14 protein-coding genes are annotated in these 17530 nt (G+C 60.5%); 11 read left to right on the top strand and 3 right to left on the bottom strand.

What is annotated here, in order from left to right:
• Window positions 1–49: 49 nt before the first annotated feature.
• From HU736_RS05030 to HU736_RS05000, 7 genes are all read left to right on the top strand, one after another.
• Window positions 50–1204 (top strand): GNAT family N-acetyltransferase, encoded by a 1155-nt coding sequence (locus tag HU736_RS05030; protein ID WP_103438782.1) that lies wholly within the window; start codon window positions 50–52, stop codon window positions 1202–1204.
• An 82-nt stretch (window positions 1205–1286) separates the two neighbouring features.
• Window positions 1287–2405 (top strand): glycosyltransferase family 61 protein, encoded by a 1119-nt coding sequence (locus HU736_RS05025; RefSeq protein WP_186697961.1) that lies wholly within the window; start codon window positions 1287–1289, stop codon window positions 2403–2405.
• A gap of 445 nt (window positions 2406–2850) precedes the next feature.
• Window positions 2851–3027, top strand: a complete 177-nt coding sequence (gene eppA / locus HU736_RS05020) for an EPS-associated small membrane protein EppA (RefSeq protein ID WP_178080767.1) — start codon at window positions 2851–2853, stop codon at window positions 3025–3027.
• Between the two features lie 288 nt (window positions 3028–3315).
• Window positions 3316–3873 carry a polysaccharide biosynthesis/export family protein gene (locus HU736_RS05015; protein WP_186697963.1) on the top strand — a complete coding sequence of 186 codons (558 nt, stop codon included), beginning with the start codon at window positions 3316–3318 and terminating at the stop codon, window positions 3871–3873.
• A gap of 26 nt (window positions 3874–3899) precedes the next feature.
• Entirely contained in the window at window positions 3900–5015 is a 1116-nt protein-coding gene (locus HU736_RS05010) for a hypothetical protein (protein WP_186697966.1), read from the top strand.
• Between the two features lie 20 nt (window positions 5016–5035).
• The gene (locus HU736_RS05005) at window positions 5036–6601 is read left to right on the top strand and encodes a GumC family protein (RefSeq protein ID WP_103437390.1); all 1566 of its coding nucleotides are present in this window, start codon (window positions 5036–5038) and stop codon (window positions 6599–6601) included.
• Between the two features lie 11 nt (window positions 6602–6612).
• On the top strand, window positions 6613–7410 hold the full coding sequence (locus HU736_RS05000) for a CpsD/CapB family tyrosine-protein kinase (protein ID WP_101319595.1): 798 nt from the start codon (window positions 6613–6615) through the stop codon (window positions 7408–7410).
• Window positions 7411–7441: 31 nt separating this feature from the next.
• Here HU736_RS05000 and galE read toward each other — a convergent pair whose 3' ends face one another.
• The 3 genes from galE to HU736_RS04985 all read right to left on the bottom strand — a co-directional run bounded on the left by galE (window position 7442) and on the right by HU736_RS04985 (window position 12645).
• A complete protein-coding gene (gene galE, locus HU736_RS04995) occupies window positions 7442–8404 on the bottom strand; it encodes a UDP-glucose 4-epimerase GalE (protein WP_186697968.1) in 963 nt (320 codons plus the stop codon).
• 123 nt (window positions 8405–8527) lie between these two features.
• Entirely contained in the window at window positions 8528–11116 is a 2589-nt protein-coding gene (locus HU736_RS04990; protein ID WP_186697970.1) for a cellulase family glycosylhydrolase, read from the bottom strand.
• Window positions 11117–11121: 5 nt separating this feature from the next.
• Window positions 11122–12645 carry an O-antigen ligase family protein gene (locus HU736_RS04985; protein WP_103437387.1) on the bottom strand — a complete coding sequence of 508 codons (1524 nt, stop codon included), beginning with the start codon at window positions 12643–12645 and terminating at the stop codon, window positions 11122–11124.
• 93 nt (window positions 12646–12738) lie between these two features.
• On the opposite strand from HU736_RS04985, the gene HU736_RS04980 reads away from it, so the two are divergent.
• The 4 genes from HU736_RS04980 to HU736_RS04965 all read left to right on the top strand — a co-directional run bounded on the left by HU736_RS04980 (window position 12739) and on the right by HU736_RS04965 (window position 17522).
• The gene (locus tag HU736_RS04980; RefSeq protein ID WP_186697972.1) at window positions 12739–14115 is read left to right on the top strand and encodes an oligosaccharide flippase family protein; all 1377 of its coding nucleotides are present in this window, start codon (window positions 12739–12741) and stop codon (window positions 14113–14115) included.
• A gap of 251 nt (window positions 14116–14366) precedes the next feature.
• Complete coding sequence (locus HU736_RS04975; RefSeq protein ID WP_186697975.1) at window positions 14367–15833, top strand: FAD-dependent oxidoreductase; 1467 nt, start codon at window positions 14367–14369, stop codon at window positions 15831–15833.
• A 122-nt stretch (window positions 15834–15955) separates the two neighbouring features.
• Window positions 15956–16573, top strand: coding sequence for an acyltransferase (locus HU736_RS04970; protein ID WP_101319580.1), 618 nt, complete (start codon window positions 15956–15958; stop codon window positions 16571–16573).
• Window positions 16566–17522, top strand: a complete 957-nt coding sequence (locus HU736_RS04965) for a glycosyltransferase family 2 protein (RefSeq protein WP_103437383.1) — start codon at window positions 16566–16568, stop codon at window positions 17520–17522. The genes HU736_RS04970 and HU736_RS04965 overlap by 8 nt, the downstream gene beginning before the upstream one ends.
• The last annotated feature ends 8 nt before the right edge of the window (window positions 17523–17530 follow it).

Here is a 17530-nt window from a genome sequence, read left to right as displayed (position 1 = left end):
GACCCTGCGTTTTGCCTGGATGGCTTTTGCCAAGGACATTGAAGAAGACATGAAAGAGAACCTGCAGGCAGTTGCTCGAAAATTCATCTCTCCCTCGATGCGCTACGAGATGCGGCATGTCTCAAATCGGTTACGTGATGTGCTCAGTCGTGCCTGTGTCTGGCGCTGGGAAGTCAGCCGCTTTCGGCTCAAGCAAGAGAGCCCTTATCAGATCCTCTACATCGGCAGAAAGCAGCAGCGCGAAATGGCCAAGTTGTTGATCGCCGGCAAGGGCCAGGCCGCGGTCGCCGAAACTTACGCGGTGGCGCCGTCAGGTGGCGCCGATCAAACCGTGGTGATCAGCGAAATGCCCACCAGCGGCGCGTTGTCGGTGCCGCATTATCTGAGCGCCGTGGTGCCGCTGGGTCGTCCCCTGGAAGACATCACCGCCCGCTACGACAGCGAACTGCGCCGCAGCATTCGCAAGCACCGGCCGCTGTACCAGATGCGCCAGACGCTCGATGACGCTGAGATCGCCATGGCTGACCGTGAGCTGTTGCGTCCGTACGCCACCGCTCGCCAGGGTATACATGCTGCCCAGTTCGCCACTGAAGAGGTGTTTCGCATCGCCAAGGGTGTTGGCCGTCTGGACCTGATCACGCTGGGCGATGAAGTGGTCGCCTGTCACCTCGGCTGCGAGATCACCCGCGGTGGCAAGCGCTACTGGAGCACCCTGCGCTTTGGTTACTGCGAAGCGATATTCAGCGATGCCAAGAAGCTGCGTGAGGTCAATTCCATTACCACCTACATGGCCCTCGAGTGGGCCTTGGCCAATGGTTATGACTATTACGACATTGGCTTGTGCCTGGCGCGTCCGGATGATGGCTTGCTCAAGTGGAAGCGGCGGCGGGGCGGGGATGTCGATTCGCTGGGTAACCATGCCTATATGTTTGTGCGCTTGCCCAAGACGGGAGCCGCACAGTTTCTCTGGGATACGCCCCTGTTCGCGGTCGAGGGCAACAAATTGACGCTGCACCTGGGACTGCCCGACGGACCCAGTGATGACGAGGTCGCTAGCCGCTACCACGAGATGGTGTTCGGCGGGCTGCACAAGATCTACCTGTACGGCGGCCACGGCCACGGCGAAGGGTTTTTGCAGACCCTGCGCAGCCGCTATGCCAGCTTGCAATCGCCCCCCACGATGGAGCGGGTTGTGTCCACCTAGCGGCCGCTAGTCAGGACGAATTGGCGCGCCGCCCCTGTGTTGAACCGACCTGTGTTGAACCCGTCCTGTGGGAGGAGGCTTTATGCCAAGCAATATCTCGAATTTCAGTGGCCAGCCAGCCTCGCGCCAGCACACCTGGACGCTTGCCGCATATCGGAACATTGCCCGGCAAAAGTTGGCGCGGTCAGCTGCCAGATCCCTGCAGAGCCTTGCGGTAAAGAGCTGGGACATCGCCCCGGGTGAGCGCACTATCACGCCACCGGCAATTTACCTGCCTGATCAAATGCAGCGGGTAACCGGCTGGGAGGCGCGTTTTTTCCCCTATGTGCATCCCGGCCCGACCATGGCCGGCGACATCCAGGTCGATCATGGCCCCACCCGGGGCTATTTGCTCAAGGATGTCTGGCTTATTGATGGCGTTCTGTACAAGGACAACGCCAGCCTATGGCTGTCGGCCAAGCCGCGGACGCTTCCCGGGATCGCGGTGGAGCACGAGATCGAGCGCGCAGCGATCTACTGCACGCAGAATGGCAATTCGTGGTTTGGCACCTGGCTGATGGAAGACTGCGTGACCTATGCGCTGGCATGCGATGAGGGAGTGCCGGTAACGACTGCGCCCTCAGCACGCTTACCGCTGTTCACTCAGGCGCCGCCCTATGAAGCCTGGCTGGGGATGAACCCGCTGCGCCTGCACACGGCCTTCTTCCGCGAGTTGGTCCTATTCGATGACCAGAGCCACAACCGCAGCCGGCATGCGCGCTATCGCGCCATGGGCGACAAGTTGCTATCCCATGTCAGCCACGCGCCGCATCCAGGTGTGTTCTTGCTGCGCGGCGGCGCTGGCGAGCTGCGCCTGCTGCGCAACGAACTGGCGATTGCCGAGCACCTGCGCACGCAGTATGGCTTTCGCGTCATCGACCCGCTGCGCAACGATGTGCCCACCATTGTGGCGGCATGCGCGGGTGCCAGGATTGTTGCGGGTGTCGAAGGCAGCCAGCTGGTCCATGGCGTCAACGTATTGCGAGAGGGCGGGACCATTCTGACCCTTCAACCGCCCAACCGTTTTGTCAGTTATTACAAATACTTGGCTGATCGCGATGGGCAACATTTCGCGTTTGTCGTCGGTCAGCCAGAAGGTGACGGCTTTATTATCGATAGGGATGAACTCGACCGAACTCTGGATCTGCTGCCAGCAGGCTAATACCCAATTGCCTGGCAACTGTGCAAGTGGATGCCTAGTTGGCACGTGTTAAATGCAATTGATTAGATTGCCTTCTCGTTTATGAAACACCTGCCGAGGATATATATCGCCAAGCGGAATAACCGCATCGCGTTTGCTAACCAATTATAATCTGATTTGCGCCTGCTCAATGGTCCGTTGACGCGAAATGTTCGCGTTTCAGCAGGCATTAGGACCCGCTTGTACCGCGAAGATTAGCGAATATCGGCGCTTTTAACCGTTGTTATCTGATTTGCTAAAACAGCATATTTCAGTTGTCGTGTTTTTGACGAAAACAGTGCCCCCCGATTGAGTTTTATTATGGTGTCGGATCATTGACGTAATATCATTGTGCCCATAAGCTCATTTCAACACCTCATGCGATCTGCACCCAACTCATCTGTTTGTCCTCTTTCTGGAGGGGATTATGCGTTCGACCCTGTTTATCAAATCGATTTTCCTGCTGGTGCTGTTAAGCGGTGCTGCCCGTGCCGCTGATTCATATGTAAGCCAGAACAGTGTCATCCCGCTGACGACAGCGGCATGGTTGTTTGCGTTTGCAGTTGTGGGTTTTGTCGCCGTCGCCAATAGAAGAAAAATCTGATCGGCTTCAAGCGTTTGCCTGGTTTTCAATTGTGTGGGTGGGCGCTAGGTCTGATCGATCAAGATAGCGCAGCAGGGTTGGCTAGGAGCGGCTTGTCAATTCTCAAAGCCTAGCTATATTCCAGATGCCAGTAGCGCTAACGCCGGGTGATTGACAGGGCATGGCGGCAAACCGTAAAGCACCGCTGAGCCGCTGCAGCGGTGGCAATGCAGCTTTGCAGTAGAGCGAGAGGTTGTGCGTAGTTCTCATTCAGTGCTCTTTTGACGGCCGCCTGGCCGGAGGGACCCCATGGTGCGTTTGTTAGGTTCACTGGTCTGCGTGCTTGCGGTCTGGTCCGGTACGGTCAGTGCCGATGAAAAGAGTTCGCCTTATCTGCTAAGTCCGGGCGACAAGGTCACTGTTTCGGTGTGGGGCGATAACAGCCTGCGCCAGGAAACCAAAGTGCTGCCCGACGGCAGCATCACTTTCCCGCTGGCAGGCCGGGTTGATGTCGCTGGGTTGGATGTCACCACGGCGGCAAGCCGTGTCGCCCGCCAACTCGAAAAGTACATGCCAGACCCAAACGTCAGCGTCGTGGTAACTGAGGTCAACGGCAACCTGGTCTATGTGCAAGGCAAGGTGATGAAACCTGGCCCGGTGCAGATGTCTGGGCCGACAGCGGTGCTGCAGGCCTTGAGTATGTCTGGCGGCCTGGACAAATTCGCCGATGAAAGCGCGATCAAGGTAATCCGCCGTATCGGCAATACCGAGCGGGTCTTGCCGGTGCGTTACAAGGATTTGGTTTCGGGGCGTGATCTGTCCACCAATATCCAACTTCAGGCTGGCGATACGCTGGTCGTCCCTTGAGCGGGCTGGTTAGCGCAAAATCGACCGTGCCGCTGCTTCGCGCAACAGGTGTTGTAACGGCAATCTGCATGTTGCCGTACTCGGCCTCGGTCCACGCTGCCGTCTGGCAGTCTTCGGCAACATTGCCCAGCACTGTCGAATACGACAGCAACCCGTTATTGCTCAGCTCCCAGGAGCAAAGCGTGGTGCGCACCATCATTGCGCCCAATTACAGCCTGGTCGGCAAATACGATCGCGATGAGCTGCGCTTCGGCCTGGGCCTGACGGTGCTGCGCTCATCCGACAAGTCGGTGGTCGATGACCGCGAAGACCCTAATCTGAGTATTGGCTGGCAACGTGAGACCGAAACCGGTGGTTTTGGCTTGCGCGGCCTGTACAGCGAAAGCTCGACACTTTCCGGCACAGTGCTTGAAACCGGTGTGGTCACCACTGACGGCACCCAGAAGCTGTATTCGCTGATCGGCAACTGGAACCGCGCGCTGACCGAGCGGACCACCTTGGAAAACGAAACTACCTACAACCGGGCCCGCTACGACATCAACACGCTTACCGGCTACGACGAACTGGCCAGCGAACTGACCCTGACCTACGCCTGGAGTGCGCAGACCCAGTTCTTCACCGGCATCACCGCCAGACGCTACGAGCCTGACGATGATACCACCGCCAGCGCCTCCAACAGCTACGCGCCGGTGGTCGGGGTCAAGTACCAGTTCTCCGAGCGGCTCGAGGGCACCCTGCGGGCAGGCGTCAACCAGGTCTCTGGTGATGGCGGCGGGCGCCGCGGGGAAGGCGGTGCATCGCTGCGCTACAACGGCGAACGGCACGACGCCACGTTGACTGCCGAACGCAGCACGGTGGCCAGTGCCGAGGGCGGCTTTGCCGAAGTCGACGCCGTGCGCGGTAGCTGGAGTTATGCCGTCGATGAGCTGACTCGGGTCGGCGTCGACGCGGCCTGGCAAGACAGCAAGGGCCAGACCCCGAATACCTTGCAGACCTACGGCGTGTGGGCCAGCCGGGAGCTTTCGCAGTTCTGGGACGTGCGCTTGTCCTTGATGCACCGCGAGCGCAAGCAGAACGACCTGGGTGACGCCGTTGGCACCATTGTCGGCCTGACCCTCACTTACCGAATCCCCGATCTCTGACGTTCAGCCTGGTGGCCACTATGAAGTCTGAATACGAGCTGTCCCTCAAGGATTACATCGCCATCATCAAGGACCGTGCGCTGCTGCTCGGGGTGACCATCGTGGTCATTCTGGCCATCAGCGTGGCGGTCGCGCTGAGCGTGCCACCGTTGTATCAGTCGACCGGCACCATTCTGGTCGAGTCGCAGCAGATCTCGCCCGAACTGGTCTCGGCCAACAACAGTAGCTTCGCCGATGAGCGCATCGAGGTGATTCGCCAGCGAGTGATGACCCGCGACAATCTGCTGCGGATCATCGACAAGTACCAATTGTTTGCCGACAAGGGCCGCCAGTTCAGCGAGTCGGACAAGATCGATCAGATGCGCAACACGATCGTGGTCAACACCCTTAGCACCTTCGTCAAAGGCCGCGGTGAAACCACTGTAGCCTTCAACGTGTCCTTCGAGCACAAGCGTCCCGAGGTGGCTCAGGAAGTCGCCAACGAGCTGGTCACGCTGTTCCTCAATGAAAACGTCAAGCAGCGCACCGAGCGCGCCACTGAAACTACCGAATTCCTTACCCAGGAGGCAAACAAGCTGGGCGCTGAACTGGCCACCCTGGAAAATCAGCTGGCTGACTTCAAACAGGCACACGCCAACACCTTGCCCGAGAACCAGGCGTTGCGCATGAGCATGTTGTCCCGCGCCGAGCTTGAATTCCGCGAGATCGATCGTGACTACAAGGCCGCTCAGGAAGAGCTGCGCTACCTTGAAGTCGAGCTGTCTGCCGCCAACGCCGGTGTCACCAGCAAAGCCGATGGCAGCCGCGGCGGTGCAGCTGACTTGCCGCAGGATCTGCCCAGCCTCAAGGCTGAATACGCTCGCCTGCTGACCACGTACACCGAAGCCCACCCCGATGTGATTGCCGTCAAACGCAAGATCGACGCGCTGCAGGCGGCAGGTGGCGGTCCTAAAGCGTCTTCGGGCGTCAGCCTCGAGGTTGCCCGCGCCCGTACCAAAATCGGCGCCGCGCAACAGCGCATCGCCTCGTTGGTTGAGCAAAAGCGTCAGCTCTCGGCCAAGATCGAAGGCTACGAGGCGGAGATTCTCGAGGCGCCGCAGGTCGAACGCGGCTTGGTCACGCTGATGCGCGACCACGACAACGCACGCAAGAAGTACGAGGAAATCCGCGCCAAGGAAATGGGCGCAAAAATCACCGAAAGCCTGGAGCAGGAAAACAAGGCCGAGCGCTTTGTCCTGCTTGAGCCGCCGCTGTTGCCGGAAAAACCAGTCAAGCCCAACCGCAAGAAGATCGTCGCCCTCGGCGCGGTACTGGCACCGGCTGGCGGCGCGGCACTGGTGATGCTGATGGAAATGCTCAACCAGCGCGTGCGCGGTGTCGGCGCACTGGAAAGCGTGGTCGGCAAGCGGGTACTGGTTGCGGTGCCGTTCATCGCCACCCAGGCTGAACTGGCCAAACGCAGGCGCTGGCGAGTACTGGCGGTGCTTGCTGCACTGGCACTGGTGGCTATCATGTTACTCATGGTCCACCTGTTCTACATGCCATTGGACCTTCTGCTTTATAAAGCTATGGCTCGGTTTGAATAGGGAAAGCAGCGATGGACAGACGTACGCCGGCTACTGGAAGCAACCTTCATCCTGTAACAGCGAGTGCCGCGCAACCAGCACCGGTGCTGCAGCAGCCCGAGGCCTTGGGCCAGTTCGATTACGTCAACACCACGGTGGTGCCGCTGCGCGCGGAGCACCTGGAGCGGCATCGAATCGTCGCCTACAACAAGAACTCGAACATGAGTTGGGCCTTCGACCTGTTGCGCACGCAAGTACTGCAAACCATGGAAGAGAACGGCTGGCGGACCTTGGCGATCACTTCGCCAACGCCTGAGGCCGGCAAGACCGTGCTGGCCATCAACCTGGCCATGAGCATCGCCCACCACACCACCAAGACTGCGCTGCTGGTTGATTTCGACCTGCGCCGGCCGCGGGTCGGCAGCAGCCTGGGCTTGCCGATGGGCAAGGCGCTCAACGAATACCTGAACAATCAGGCGGGGCTGGAGGAGGTGCTGGTTAACCCGACCCTGCCGCGCTTTGTCGTGCTGCCAACCCGTGAGCCGGTGCCATTGTCCACCGAGGTGCTGTCCTCGCCCAAGGTCAACAACCTGATCCATGACCTGCGCGAGCGTTATGAATCACGCATCTGCATCTTCGACCTGCCGCCGTTGCTCAGCTCCGACGATGCAATCACCGTGCTGCCCAAGTTCGACTGCGTGCTGCTGGTGGTCGCCAACGGCAACAACAGCAAAAAGGAAATCGAAGACTGCCTGTACCACTTGGCCACCGCCAACCTGATTGGTGCCGTGCTGAACAAGGCCGAAGCGCAGACCCGCTCTTACTACTGAGTAGTGTTCAACCCTGACCAACCCTTGGTGTTTAGCGCCAGGGGTATTGCTGCTCCCACTTCCAGGCATGGCCAAGGATGTCCTCAAGCAGTGCGTACTGGGTGTGCCAGCCGAGGATCTGCCGAGCTTTACTCGCGTCGGCCACCAGGCTCGGCGGGTCGCCGGCGCGGCGTCCTGCCTCGATGACATTGATTGACCGCCCCGTGACACTGCGAGCGGCAGCTATCACCTGCTCCACGGAAAAGCCCTCGCCATTGCCCAGGTTGAAGGCTGTACTGGCGCCACCGGCCTGCAGGTAGTCGATCGCCAAGGCGTGCGCCGAGGCCAGGTCGTTGACGTGGATGTAGTCGCGGATGCAGGTGCCATCCGCGGTACTGTAGTCGCGGCCAAACACGGTCACTGCCGGGCGCCGACCTGAGGCCGCCTGCAGGATCAATGGGATCAGATGAGTTTCCGGCTCATGACTCTCGCCCAGCATGCCATCGGGGTCAGCGCCAGCCGCATTGAAGTAGCGCAGGCACACCGAGCGCAGCCCGTAGGCGCGATCAAAGTCTTCGAGCATCTGCTCGACCATCCATTTGCTGCGTCCGTAGGGGTTGATCGGCGCCTTTGGATGGGCCTCGTCGATCGGCACATACTGGGGGTCGCCGTACACTGCGGCGGTCGACGAGAACACCAGCTGCCTGACGTCTGCCTGAATCATCGCCTGGAGCAGGCAGAGCGTCGCGGCGACGTTGTTCTGATAATACTTGCCGGGGTCGCTGACCGATTCGCCCACCTGGATGAACGAGGCGAAGTGAAACACGGCATCGAAGCGATGAGAGGCAAACAGCGCATCCAGCGCTGGCCGGTCAGCGATGTCCAGGTTGACCCAGGCAACGCCGCTGTGGGCCGGCATAACGTCGGCGACCACAACTTGATGCCCCGCCAGCAGCAAGTGCTTGACCATATGTGAACCGATGTAGCCTGCGCCGCCGACAACCAGAAACTTCATCCAAATCTCCTGGAATCTGTAGTTGTTCCGTCCAATCCTGGGTGGGTCAAACAGGTGCATCTAAGGCGGGTCGAGCAAACGCGGACTAAAGCTGACTTCTGAGAGGGTAGGTGGCAAAAATGGCTATTTCAAGAAAAGCCAATTACTCATGTGCAGGCCATCGAAAGTGATCACATAGCGCCCGTCCTCGTAGCTGACGGGCAACTGCTGCTGTTTTCCGGTATACAGCTTCAAACCAGGCCCTGCCTTGATACTGACGCGCCCTCGCAGCGGCTCGACGTGAAACGGCGTCATGTCATCCGGGCGCGGCACTGCGCGGGTGCCCAGCGAGATCAGCAGTGCACGCGATTGGCTGAACGGTTTGCCATCCAGGCTTTGCACTGCCACGCTCGCGTATGGCGTTTGCAGGTTGAGCCCTAGCTGGGCCAGGCTCATCGAACGCCCGCCCAACCAGCCGGTCGCCGCTTGGGTCAGCGGGGTGTCGATGGTGTACACGCCTTGCTGCCAGTTGCGTTTTAGCTCGCCAGTGTCAGAGCTGGACTCGCTGGCATCGGCTGCCAGCAACGATTGGTCCGGGTCCTGCAGCACCTGCGCGCCCGCAGCGATGGGGCTGGGCCGTAGCCAGGGCAGCTCGGGGGAGGCCGGTAGGGCGATCTGCAACTGGCCTTTTTCCATTGCGCTGCGCAGCAGGACCGAGTTGGCCGGGGTGATCAGGCGGTTGAACAGGGTGGCGGGGGAGGGCGCAAAGACGTAGCGGGACTGCGCAGGCTGCACGTCACCGCGCCGGTAAAGCAGGGCGGCGGCGGGCATGGTCGCCATCAGTCCTGGGTCGTTGTAGGCGTTCCAGTTGTCGGCGCGGATCCACTGGGCGATGAAAGCCTGCTGGCTGTAGGCGTACTGCATCATCGCGTCCCAGCCCTGATGGCTGGCGGTGCCGGCAATGTACAACGGCAGCGAGTGACGATCGGGGCTGGGGAACGGCTGGGCGTTCCACTCGGTTACGCTCATCGGCAGGCCGGCAACCTGTGCCGCGGCCAGCCAGTTAACAAGGTTGTCGCTGGTCAGCGGGTTTTTTTCCAGCTGGCCGCTGGCACCGTAGCTGTGGGCATCGATCATATCGCCAGAGGTCAGCGCCGGTAGCGTACTTAGGCCATTGCCGCCCCAACTGCTGGTGGTGACGATCGGCACTTTCACGCCGAGCCCGCGCAGGTGCTCGATCAGGCTGACGTTGAACTGGTGCTCGAGGTCGTTGAGAAACAGCTTCGACGGGCCAGGTTCCCAGGCACGCCAGGTGCGGTCTGCTGGCAAGTCGTGGCGCTGGGCAAAGGCTTTGGCCAGCTCCATGTAGCGCTGACTGTGGCGCGGTACGCCCTTGTCCGGCAGCAGCGCGTTGCCATAGTGCTGGACGATGTCGTTTTCATTGGTCAGTAACAGCGCAGCAATCGCCGGATCATCCTTGTAGGCCAGGCCGGTGTAGGCGTTGACATGGGTGACGTACTGCTCGGCAAAGCGCTTCATCGCTTGCTGGATCGAGGCGTTGACGTAGGCATAGCCTTTGAGGTCGATGTAATTCTTGCCCTTGGCCAGCTCGGCGAAATCGCTGATCTGGTCGTTGATGGTCAGTACCCGTTCGACGTGCATGTCCAGCCAGACGTAGATGCCTTCGTCCTTCAGGCATTTGATCCACCAGTCGAGCTTGCGCAGCGATTCGGCATTGAGCTGTTGGGTATCGCGCAGTTTGCTGACATCGCCAAAGATATTCGGGCTGACCCAGGGCGAGTCGTGATGGTGCAGGCGGATCAGGTTGAAGCCCAACGCTGACAGGCGCTTGGCCTGTTGCTTGATCTCGTCGTCGGGGGTGTTGTACAGCGCATAGGCAGACAGATTGGTGCCCCAGAAGCGCACAAGGGTGTTGTCGGCAAAGGCCAACTGCTCGCCGTCCGCCTTGACGAAGCCGCGCTTGCCGGCCGGTTTTTCACCGGCATTGAGAAATGACAGGTCGACCGGAGCGGTGCGCCAGTCGAGCTGGTCATCCGGCCAACTGTTCGGGTCGGCCAGGCCAAAACGTTCTTCCGTGGTCTGGCCAATGTCGATATCGCCGCTGACCGAGAGCGTCGCCTTGATCTGCTGGCGACCGGGCACAATCGGGTCCTCATAGAAAAAGGCACGTATTTCACTGGGATCGCCGCGCTCCATGAAGACTCTGGCCAGAGCGGGCTGGAAGCGCATCTCGATGCGTCGGCCCTGGGCATCGTTGCCCCACGACCAGCCACTATTGCCCGGCAGCAACACCGGCTTGCCCATCTCGCCGGCAATCAGCGCGGGGTCGAAGTTGAACACGACGCCGCCGCCCATGATGTCGGTTTTCCTGCTGTGGGCGTCAAGGGTGATGTCCCAGCTCAGGGTCTGTGCCTGCGGCTTGGCGATGGTCGCGTTCAGATCAAAGTCCAGGTCCTTGCTCTTGCCCATCAGGCTGTAGTTATAAGGCGCGTTGATCTTGAGCGCGGTGTAGAAGCCGGTCCAGCTCCAGTCCGCGCCCCAGAAGTCGAAGCGTGACGCCATGACCGGGCCGCCGCCACGGGTCAGGCTCGGCAGGCCATTGCTTTGGTCGACGCTGACTGACCACTCTGCCGTCCACGCCGGCAGCGGCAACAGCACCAGAGCGAGCAGGGCCGAGGCCCGCATGAGGGGGCGCATACGCAGTGAGGTCATTGTCATTACCTGGATTGAAGGCTGGCGAATGCGCTACCGGCTTCGGCCTGGCGAGCACGGCGCACCATCTGTATGTAAGCCACGCTTACCCCGGCAATCGACCAGTACACGACAGGGATCACGGTAATACTGCTGACAGTGAAGATGATCACCAGGATGCCGAGCAGCGTCGCCAACAGGGCGCGGCCGAGCAGGCGACCTTCTTCGTTGCGGTCGGGGAAGGCGCGCAGCGCCTTGCGCAGGCCGAACAAGATGCTGACGAAGAAGCCGACAAACAACGTCAGCCCGACCAACCCGACCCGCAGGGCCAGGTTGATATAGGTATTGACGATGTCGATGATGCCTTCGCCCTGGATCATCGACTGCATTTCCGGGGTATTGCGGAAGTCGAACGAGCCAAACAGCGGATTGCGCTGGATCACGATCCACGAGTTGTCCAGCAGGCGCTCGCGGTAGGTGATGTTCTCTTTTTCCAGGTTGCCAATGAACGGCAGCAGGTCGAGCACCTTTTCCCCGCCAGGCATCACGCTCAGCAGCGGCAGCGCCAGAATACCGGCCATGGCCAGCAGGCTCAGGCGCTTGACCGCGTTGCGCCCGGTGGCGATGAATACGCCGACAATGATCACCGCACCGATCCACGGCCCACGCGACAGCGGCACGATCAGCCCGGCTGCCAGCAGCAACGCGCCGAGCAGGCACTGCAAACGGCTGCGCACGTAACTACTGAGGAACAGGAACAGGCCTATCGCCACGCTGATCACGTAGCCCAGCGCAATCGCCTGGCCGGTGGTAGCACTGGCCCGCAGCGAGCCGCCGCGGCTGAGGTAGCCGGACATGCCCCATTGGGTGCCCATGGCATCGGTCAGCGCGTTGTATAGCAGCCAGTGGCGGGAAAACTCGGCCACGGCAATCAACGACAGCAGAAACGCCGCTAGCACGAACGCCAGCAGCGCATCCTTGAAGTCGCTGATCTGCTTCAGGCCGCGGCTGGCAACGTAGTAGGGCAGAAACACATCCGTGTACAGATAGAAGCTCTGGCGCAAGGTATCGGTCAGGGTGGTTTCGCGCAGGTACAGCAGGCCCATCAGAATCAGGCTGGCAGCCAGCAGCTTGTCCGGGAGGGTGCGGCCGAAGGCGAGGGTGTCGCCTTGTCTGCTCAGGGCCAGTGCGGTGGGCAGCAGCAGGCACAGAGAAAGCAGGCGGATGTGGTTCATCTCGAACAGGTAATTGACCACGCCGAAGCCGGGGATTTCCACCGACGCCGGCGGGATCAGGAACAGCAGGATGAAAAACAGTGCCAGCACATTGTGTTCACGGCGCCGCACCACATACAGGATCACTGCGGTGGCGGCGGCATATAGCCAGAAGCTGTAGGAAAAGAACGCCAGTAGGGTCAGGCCAAACCAGAGGTTGCGTCGACGCTTGAAGTCCGCCGCCGGGATGATGTCCAGTGCCGGTTTGCGCGCCATCACAAACACCACGCTGGCCACGAACAAAATAACGATCAGTGCACGAAAATGTTCTGGCATTGGCTAGGGCACCTATCCCTGGATTATTGAGATTCGCATCATGGCTAATTGAAACTATAGTGACTTCTAGCCATTCAGTCAGAGATTGAAGTCATGCCGTCGATTGAAGCGTCCGCTGCCGTGAGCCTGCGCTCCAGGGCAATCTGGGCCGGAGCCTGGAACCTGGTGTCGCTGCTGGCTTCACAGGGCATGCGGCTGGGCGGCAACCTGATCATGGCGCGGCTGTTGTTGCCGGAAATGTTCGGTGTGATGGTCATTGCCGGTACGGTTTCGATGCTCCTGCATTTGCTGTCCGACGTCGGTCTGCGGCAAAACATCATCCAGAGCACGCGCGGCGACGATCCGCTGTTTCTCAATACCGCCTGGACCGTGCAGATCGTGCGCGGTTTCGTGCTGTTTGGTCTGACCCTGCTGTTGGCACTGGCCGCCTGGTATGCCCAGCGGGCTGACCTGTGGCCTGCCGAGTCGGCCTACGCTGCCCCCGAGCTGCCGATGGTACTGGCTGCCACTGGCCTGTCGGCGATCATCTGGGGCTTTCAGTCGACCAAGATAGATGTGGCGGTGCGAACTTTCCAACAGAAGCGCGTGGTTTTGATCGAACTGGCGTCGCAGTTCATCGGATTGCTGGCGATGTTGCTGATTGGCTACTTCACCCGTTCGATCTGGTCGTTGGTGCTGGCCGGGTTGATTTCGGCGCTGGCAGGCACCGTGCTTGGCCACCTCGCGATGCACGGCCATGGCAACCGCCTGCAGTGGGATCGCGACGCACTGCAGGAGCTGATCGTGTTCGGCCGCTGGATCCTGTTGTCGTCGATGGTCGGTGTGCTGGCGATGTACGGCGACCGCATGTGGTTCGGCGCGAGCATGACGGTGGCGCAATTGGGGGTGTACTCAATTGCAGTGTTGATTCTGGGCGCGATCCAGACCGGGCTGTTGCGCCTGGGCGGCTCGGTGGCCTTGCCTGCGTTCAGCGAGGCAGTCCGGGAAGGCGACATGGCGCGGCTCAAGCGCCTGTATTACCGGTTCAAGATGCTGGTCGACCTGGCCATGCTGTTTACCTGCGGCGTACTGCTGACTGCCAGCCCGTTGCTGATCGGGTGGATGTATGACGAGCGCTATGCCGAAGCCGGCCCGATGCTGGCGATTCTGTCGTTGTCGTTCTTCACCCTGCGTTACACCATGGCGCATCAGCTCTGGGTGGCCCTCGGCCTGACCAAGTATCAGGCCATGGACAACATTATCCGGCTGGTTTCGCTGTGGGCCTTGTTACCGCTGTTGCTGGCCCTGGGCGGCGTCGAATACGCGATCTGGGGGGTCGCCCTGCACACCTTGCCGACCTTGATCCTGGTGGTCTGCGTCAACTGCAAGCTGGGCATGTTCAGCCTCAAGCGCGAGCTGCTGGTGCTGCCCATGCTGGCGGTCGGGGCATTGTTCGGCGTTGCGGTCACGCATTTTTTCGCCTGGCTCTGACGCTTGTCGGGCCAGCTACTAAGCTGTCAATAATCCACGGGCACAGGTCTTGGAATTATGGGGAAGCTTGAATTTTGCAGTCGGCTGTCCGGTCGTAGAGGCTTTCTTCGGGGTTGTGTGGTGTTGGGGATCGGCGGGGCGATGTTTGGCGTGAGTGCGAGCGCGGTGGCAAAGCCTGCCGAGAAAAAGGCCGGGTTTGTGGTGATAAACGGCTGGGTATTGCCTGCTGACTATTTTCGGGACGGGGCGGCATGATCAAGGACTATCAGGCAGACAAAACGCTGCGCGATGATTACGACGTGTGCATCGTCGGTGCCGGCCCAGCCGGCATCACCCTGGCCCTGCGCCTGGCCGCCGGCGGTTGGCGGGTGGTGTTGCTCGAAGCGGGCGGTCATGAATACACCCCGCAGTCGCAGGCATTCTACAAATGCACCTCGACCGGCCTTGAGCTTTACGCTGAAGAAACCCGTCTGCGCTATTTGGGCGGCACCTCAAATCATTGGGCAGGGCGCTGTCGCCCCTTCACCGCATCGGACTTCTCTGTGGCGCCACCCGGCGAAATGCCCGGCTGGCCAATCGCCTATGCGGAAATCGAGCAGTACCTGGCTGCGGCCATGGACATCGTCGATCTACCCGCAGGCGCCGAATTTCACACCATGAATGCCGGGCTGAAGGGCGGCGAGTTCGAAGCAGACCGGTTTCTGCTCAGCCCGCCCACGCGCTTTGCGCAAAAATACGCAGCAGCGCTCAACGACACCCCTGGCCTGGACGTGTTCTTCAACTGCAACTGCGTCGACATCGAATTCGTCCAGGATACCGGCCGCGTCGGGGCGGTGCTGGTGTCCGACTACAACGGCCAGCGCGCGCGATTGCCGGCCAAGCACTTCATCCTCGCCACTGGCGCGATCGAGAACGCCCGGCAGTTGCTCAACAGCGAGTCGCTGCGCGCCGCTGGCGTGGTCAGCAAGGACGGCCCGGTCGGACGCTGCTTCATGGAGCACCTGAACGTCGACCTGGGCACGTTCATCCTCAAGGACGGAGAGGACACCGAATCGCGCCAGTACTACACCACCGACGCCTTCGTTGCCGAGTATCAGGCGGGCAAGGGCAATGTTTCCACGGCGGTGCTGGCCGATGTACAGACTTACGGCAGAACTGCCGAGGTGAAGCACTTTCTGGAAAACCTCGCGTGTGAAATGGGCGTGGCCAGCAAAGTCGAGTTCATCGCCAAGTTCAGCTGCCCTGGCGACGGCGTGATCGGCACCATGATCGAGCAGTTCCCCAACCGGCAAAGCCGTATTTCCTTGCTCGACGAGAAGGATGAGCTGGGCGTGGCCAAGGTCAATGTCAATTGGGTGGTAAGTGCAGACGACCGGCATACCATCAGGTGCATCGGCGCCGAGATGGCCAAGCAGTTCGCCGAAATGGGCCTGGGCTTCGTCAAACTCAACGATTTTGTTTACGAGAGCAGCGTGCCACTGAAGATGGCCCCGCATGCGCATCACATGGGCACCACGCGCATGGCCGCTTCGCCTGAGTTCGGCGTGGTGGATGCTGACTGCAAGGTGTTCGCGACTGACAATCTGTATGTCGCCGGCAGCAGTATTTTCGCCAAGGGCGGCGCCTCCAACCCGACCATGCCGCTGATCCAGTTTGCCCTGCGCCTGGCCGATCACCTCAACGCCAGGCTCCGGGCAGCAAGCGGTGCGGTTGTTTGAACGAGTAGTTGCTTCACTGCGGTTGATAACGGGTTGGGTGCGCAAACGGTCGCAAGGACAAAACGAGACCGCAGACGCCTCAGCAACAGTCCAGGGATTGCTTTATTGGCGAGGCAAGCAGTATGTATGGATGGATACGCAACACAATCACGTCGTTTGTGTACTCGACCGGGCGCGGCGGCGCGGCCTATAAAAAAATCTGCAACCCCAATGCCCGTGACTGGGGCGCTTACATGGCACGCTGGGGCAAGTTCTATTCAGTCGGTACCAATATCCACATCAACCCAGGCTGCAACATCACCGACCCGGCGCTGTTGCGCCTGGGCAGCAATGTTGGCCTGTCCGACTGCACCCTGATCGGTCACGATGCGGTGGTGGCATTGATCGAGGTGTGCTATGGCAAGCAGCTCGATTCGGTCGGCTTCATCGACATCAAAGACAACTGCTTTGTCGGCCACGGTGCCATCGTCATGCCGCGGGTGACCATCGGCCCCGACTCGGTAGTGGCGGCAGGCTCGGTGGTGACCAAAGACGTGCCACCCGGCACGGTGGTGGGTGGAAACCCGGCCAGGTTCATCTGCACCACTGCCGAGATGATCCAACGCGTCGAGGAACGCTGCAACGCCTACCCCTGGATCGACCTGATCAAGAAGCGCGAGGGCGCCTACGACCCGGCATTGGAGCCGATGTTGGCCGAGGTCAGGCGCCAGTACTTCTTTGGAGACAACAACAATGGCTAGCAAGCCGGTCGACGTCATGGTCGTCAACTTCAACACCGGCGCCTTGTTGCAGCCGATGTTCGATGCCCTGCGCCGCGCCGACAGCGAAACCCTGGCCAGCTATCTGGTGGTGGACAACGCCTCGGTCGACAACTCGCTGGAACGCCTGGCCGAGGTCTGTCCCGAGGCGCTGCTGGTCAGCAATCGCGACAACGTGGGTTTTGGCCGAGCCAACAATCAATTGCTCGAGCACCTGCAGGGCCGCTATGCGTTGCTGCTCAATACCGACGCCTTCGTCGCCAGCGACACGCTTGAGAAAACCATCGCCTACATGGACCAGCACCCGGACTGCGGCGTGCTCGGCGTGCGCCTGGAAGGACGCGAGGGTGACCTGCAGCCGTGCTGCCGCTACTTTCCCACGCCCTTGAACGTGTTCATTGCGCGTACAGGCCTCAAGCGCCTGTTCCCGGGCGTGAAGATGGTCGATGAAATGAACTGGGACCATGGCTCGGTCCGCGAATGTGACTGGTTGCCCGGCTGTTACTACCTGGTGCGGCGGGAAGTGCTTGATCAGGTCGGTTTGTTCGATCCGCGTTACTTCCTCTATTACGAGGAAGTCGACCACTGCAAGCGGGTCAAGCAGGCCGGCTGGAAGGTGGTGTTCTATCCGCACACGACGGTGGTGCACATCGGCGGCGAGAGCTCCAAGTCAGTGGCCAAGCTGGAGGCTGCCAGCCGGCAGATCTCGGCTTATCAGATCGAGAGCGAGCTGCTCTATTTTCGCAAGCATCACGGCGTCCTGGGGTTGATCCTGCATATGCTGCTGGTGTGCGCGGGCGACTTGATTCTGGCCCTCAAGGCCTTGCTCAAAGGCCGCGGCTGGCCAGCGATCAAAGCGTGCTGGCAGCACAACGTGGCAACCTGGAAGCTGCTGTTTGCCACGCGTCTGGCCAGCCAACCGACACGCTAGGAGAGCCC

Source organism: Pseudomonas shirazensis (genome assembly GCF_014268785.2).
GTDB lineage: Bacteria > Pseudomonadota > Gammaproteobacteria > Pseudomonadales > Pseudomonadaceae > Aquipseudomonas > Aquipseudomonas shirazensis.
Note: the sequence above shows the minus strand (reverse complement) of the source record. Positions and strands in the feature narration are given on the sequence as shown.

Excerpts from the sequence above, each read along its gene's own strand:
- HU736_RS05015 (WP_186697963.1), top strand. The coding sequence starts at position 3,316 with ATGGTGCGTTTGTTAGGTTCACTGGTCTGCGTGCTTGCGGTCTGGTCC.
- HU736_RS04975 (WP_186697975.1), top strand. The coding sequence starts at position 14,367 with ATGATCAAGGACTATCAGGCAGACAAAACGCTGCGCGATGATTACGAC.
- HU736_RS05030 (WP_103438782.1), top strand. The coding sequence starts at position 50 with ATGAAAGAGAACCTGCAGGCAGTTGCTCGAAAATTCATCTCTCCCTCG.
- HU736_RS05025 (WP_186697961.1), top strand. The coding sequence starts at position 1,287 with ATGCCAAGCAATATCTCGAATTTCAGTGGCCAGCCAGCCTCGCGCCAG.
- eppA (WP_178080767.1), top strand. The coding sequence starts at position 2,851 with ATGCGTTCGACCCTGTTTATCAAATCGATTTTCCTGCTGGTGCTGTTA.
- HU736_RS05000 (WP_101319595.1), top strand. The coding sequence starts at position 6,613 with ATGGACAGACGTACGCCGGCTACTGGAAGCAACCTTCATCCTGTAACA.
- HU736_RS04985 (WP_103437387.1), bottom strand. The coding sequence starts at position 12,645 with ATGCCAGAACATTTTCGTGCACTGATCGTTATTTTGTTCGTGGCCAGC.
- galE (WP_186697968.1), bottom strand. The coding sequence starts at position 8,404 with ATGAAGTTTCTGGTTGTCGGCGGCGCAGGCTACATCGGTTCACATATG.
- HU736_RS04980 (WP_186697972.1), top strand. The coding sequence starts at position 12,739 with ATGCCGTCGATTGAAGCGTCCGCTGCCGTGAGCCTGCGCTCCAGGGCA.
- HU736_RS04990 (WP_186697970.1), bottom strand. The coding sequence starts at position 11,116 with ATGACCTCACTGCGTATGCGCCCCCTCATGCGGGCCTCGGCCCTGCTC.
- HU736_RS04965 (WP_103437383.1), top strand. The coding sequence starts at position 16,566 with ATGGCTAGCAAGCCGGTCGACGTCATGGTCGTCAACTTCAACACCGGC.
- HU736_RS04970 (WP_101319580.1), top strand. The coding sequence starts at position 15,956 with ATGTATGGATGGATACGCAACACAATCACGTCGTTTGTGTACTCGACC.
- HU736_RS05005 (WP_103437390.1), top strand. The coding sequence starts at position 5,036 with ATGAAGTCTGAATACGAGCTGTCCCTCAAGGATTACATCGCCATCATC.